Source organism: uncultured Agitococcus sp., from assembly GCF_937920075.1.
In the GTDB taxonomy this organism is placed as follows: domain Bacteria; phylum Pseudomonadota; class Gammaproteobacteria; order Pseudomonadales; family Moraxellaceae; genus Agitococcus.
The window spans coordinates 1-2,503 of record NZ_CALETI010000131.1 but is presented as its reverse complement, the minus strand read 5'-3'; the positions used below and the strand labels follow the sequence as shown (position 1 = coordinate 2,503).

At 39.4% G+C, this 2,503-nt stretch carries 3 protein-coding genes; 2 read left to right on the top strand and 1 reads right to left on the bottom strand.

Features of this window, described 5'->3' with window-relative positions:
- Positions 1 to 1,099 (bottom strand): acyclic terpene utilization AtuA family protein (locus Q0212_RS04960; RefSeq protein ID WP_297923088.1); only part of this gene is annotated, 1,099 nt, incomplete at its 3' end.
- 382 nt (positions 1,100 to 1,481) lie between these two features.
- Between Q0212_RS04960 and Q0212_RS04955 the strand changes: the two genes are divergently transcribed.
- Together Q0212_RS04955 and Q0212_RS04950 are read left to right on the top strand one after the other, a co-directional pair.
- Positions 1,482 to 2,108, top strand: a complete 627-nt coding sequence (locus tag Q0212_RS04955) for a TetR/AcrR family transcriptional regulator (protein WP_297923086.1) — start codon at positions 1,482 to 1,484, stop codon at positions 2,106 to 2,108.
- A 150-nt stretch (positions 2,109 to 2,258) separates the two neighbouring features.
- Positions 2,259 to 2,483: a hypothetical protein gene (locus Q0212_RS04950; protein WP_297923084.1), complete on the top strand. Its 225-nt coding sequence runs from the start codon at positions 2,259 to 2,261 to the stop codon at positions 2,481 to 2,483.
- The last annotated feature ends 20 nt before the right edge of the window (positions 2,484 to 2,503 follow it).

The window sequence follows — 2,503 nt, the reverse complement described above, 5'->3', positions numbered from 1 at the left end:
TTTCAGTATGTGTAGAGCTAAGCGGTGGTGCGCCACGTTTAGCTAAGACTTTATTCACTTTGCTAAAAATGGACTCAGCAACCCGTTGACCTTTGGCCACCGCATCAATGCCAATCATGGCAAAGCTGACAATTAAACGGTAGCCATCCATATAAGTGGCCGACACTTTATAACTATCACTCGGAGCACGGCCTTTTGCGCCACTGACTTTTACTAAGTTGTCGCCGACTTGCTCAACCTGAACTTGAGTGAAGTCACACACCACATCAGGTAAAAAATAAGCTTGTGGATCACCAATTTCATAAATTAACTGTTCACGAATGGTGGCGGTGTTAATTAAGCCGCCTGTTTTTTCGGGTTTGCTAACAACAAATGCACCATCGGCATAACACTCAGCGACAGGAAAACCCATATTGTCGTAGTTAGGCACATCTTGCCAATCGGTAAAATTACCGCCTGTACATTGTGCGCCACACTCAATAATATGACCTGCCAAAGAGCCTTGTGCGAGTTTGTCGTAATCATCAACCGACCAATTAAACTCATGCAACAATGGGCCTAAAACCACGGCGGAATCAACCACGCGGCCTGTAATCACAATATCTGCACCCTGTGCTAAAGCATCACGAATCGGAATCGCACCCAAATAGGCATTCATGCTTAACAACATCGGTGGCATATCTTCGCCACTAAACATTTCTTTGGTATTTAAATCACGATAGGCTTGTTGTTGATTAACTAAATCATCACCCAAGACCACAGCCACTTTGAGATTTAAGCCAGCCTCTTTAATTAATTTTTCTAAAGCATCACGACAGGCGAGAGGATTAACCCCGCCAGCATTACTAATCACTTTAATATTTTTTTCGGCAATTTCTGGCAACAAACGTGACATGACGTGGGCGACAAAATCGGTGGCATAACCTGTCTCTGGTTTTTTTAATTTAGCCCCTGCCATAATCGACATAGTAATTTCGGCCAAATAATCAAACACCAGATAATCAATATGTGTTTGACGCACTAATTGAAAAGCAGCGGTATTGGTATCGCCCCAAAAGCCAGAAGCACAACCAATCCGAATCGAATTTTTACTTGCCATAACATTTCCCGTATGTGTTGTGTTGACTGACGCATTTCTCTGAAATTAGCGCGTTTGATGAGCATGAAATCGTTGAAAACGATGTAAATGCGAATAAATAAGCGATAACCGCGTCAGTCATCTAGAAAAGTTTTTTCAATATGCGTAACATACCAAGCAAGTGCTTGCTTGTGCAAGAGGCAATTTCACGGCATACTCAAATTCAGGTAAAATCTATGACAAGATCGTTTTTGTATGAGTGATGCTATTTAGCAGTTGATTGCAGACTTACCAATACTTTGATGCGCTTTATGATGAATCATCAAAATGTATTTGTAATAAGTTGTAAAAATTCAACAGCAATTTTGACTAAAAAACAGTGATTTTTTAAAGAGAGACAACCATGTTGGTAAAAGTACCGCAGCAAGTAAAAGCCTTAGAAAAGATTCCAAGTTTTGGTTGTTTAGATGACTCTCCACGCGGACGAGTGTTAAGAGCCGCTGCACATTTGTTTAGGGTGAATGGCTATGAAGGAACAACAGTGCGTGAGATCGCTTCGTTAGTAGGAATTCAATCAGGCAGTTTATTTCATCATTTTAAAAGCAAAGAAGAGATCTTATTTACCGTCATGAAAGAGGTCATTGAATATACATCGACCAAACAAAATGACGCAATTGCTCAAGTTTCTAGCTATCGAGAAAAATTAAAAGCCTTAATTATTAGTGAGTTATATGCCATTAATGGGGTGACCTGTGATGCGATGACGGTATTGGTTTTTGAGTGGAATGCGCTATCACGTACCCACCAGCATGATTTGTTAGAGTTGCGTACCGCGTATGAAGATACATGGGTAGGAATTTTACAGCATTTAAAAAAAGAAACGGGTTATGTGCAATCAGCGCATGTATGGCGTAAATTTTTAGTAGGTTCTATTGCATGGACCGTGACGTGGTTCAAAAAAGATGGTTCTTTAAGCTTAGAAGATTTAGCTGAGCAATTATTATTAATGGCATTGGGAAAGAATTTGTAATCTAGTTTTGATGCCTTTAACTTTATTTTGAAAATATGTTATATAATGCCGACAAAATTTATATTTCATGAAGGTTTTGTTTTATAAATAGCCTTTTCAAGCGTTATTCATCTTCATGTTCCTCAAATAAGAGAAGGAAGTTCGTCACTTATGACTAATCTAGTTATTCAGAAAACAGTAGCTGTTGTTGGTTTGGGTTATGTGGGTTTGCCACTTGCATTAGCATTTGGTCGTAATATGAAAACAATTGGTTTTGATATTAGCGAGGCCAAATTAGCAGCTTACCGTCAAGGATTGATCCTACAGGAGAGATGGAAGCAGAGTGTTTTACTGCCGCAAATAAAATCGTTTTTACATCGAATCCAAGCGAATTAACCCAAGCCGATTTTGTGGTT

Bases quoted from the DNA above. Each gene is read 5' to 3' on its own strand.
- Q0212_RS04955 (WP_297923086.1), top strand. From the start codon at position 1,482: ATGTTGGTAAAAGTACCGCAGCAAGTAAAAGCCTTAGAAAAGATTCCA.
- Q0212_RS04950 (WP_297923084.1), top strand. From the start codon at position 2,259: ATGACTAATCTAGTTATTCAGAAAACAGTAGCTGTTGTTGGTTTGGGT.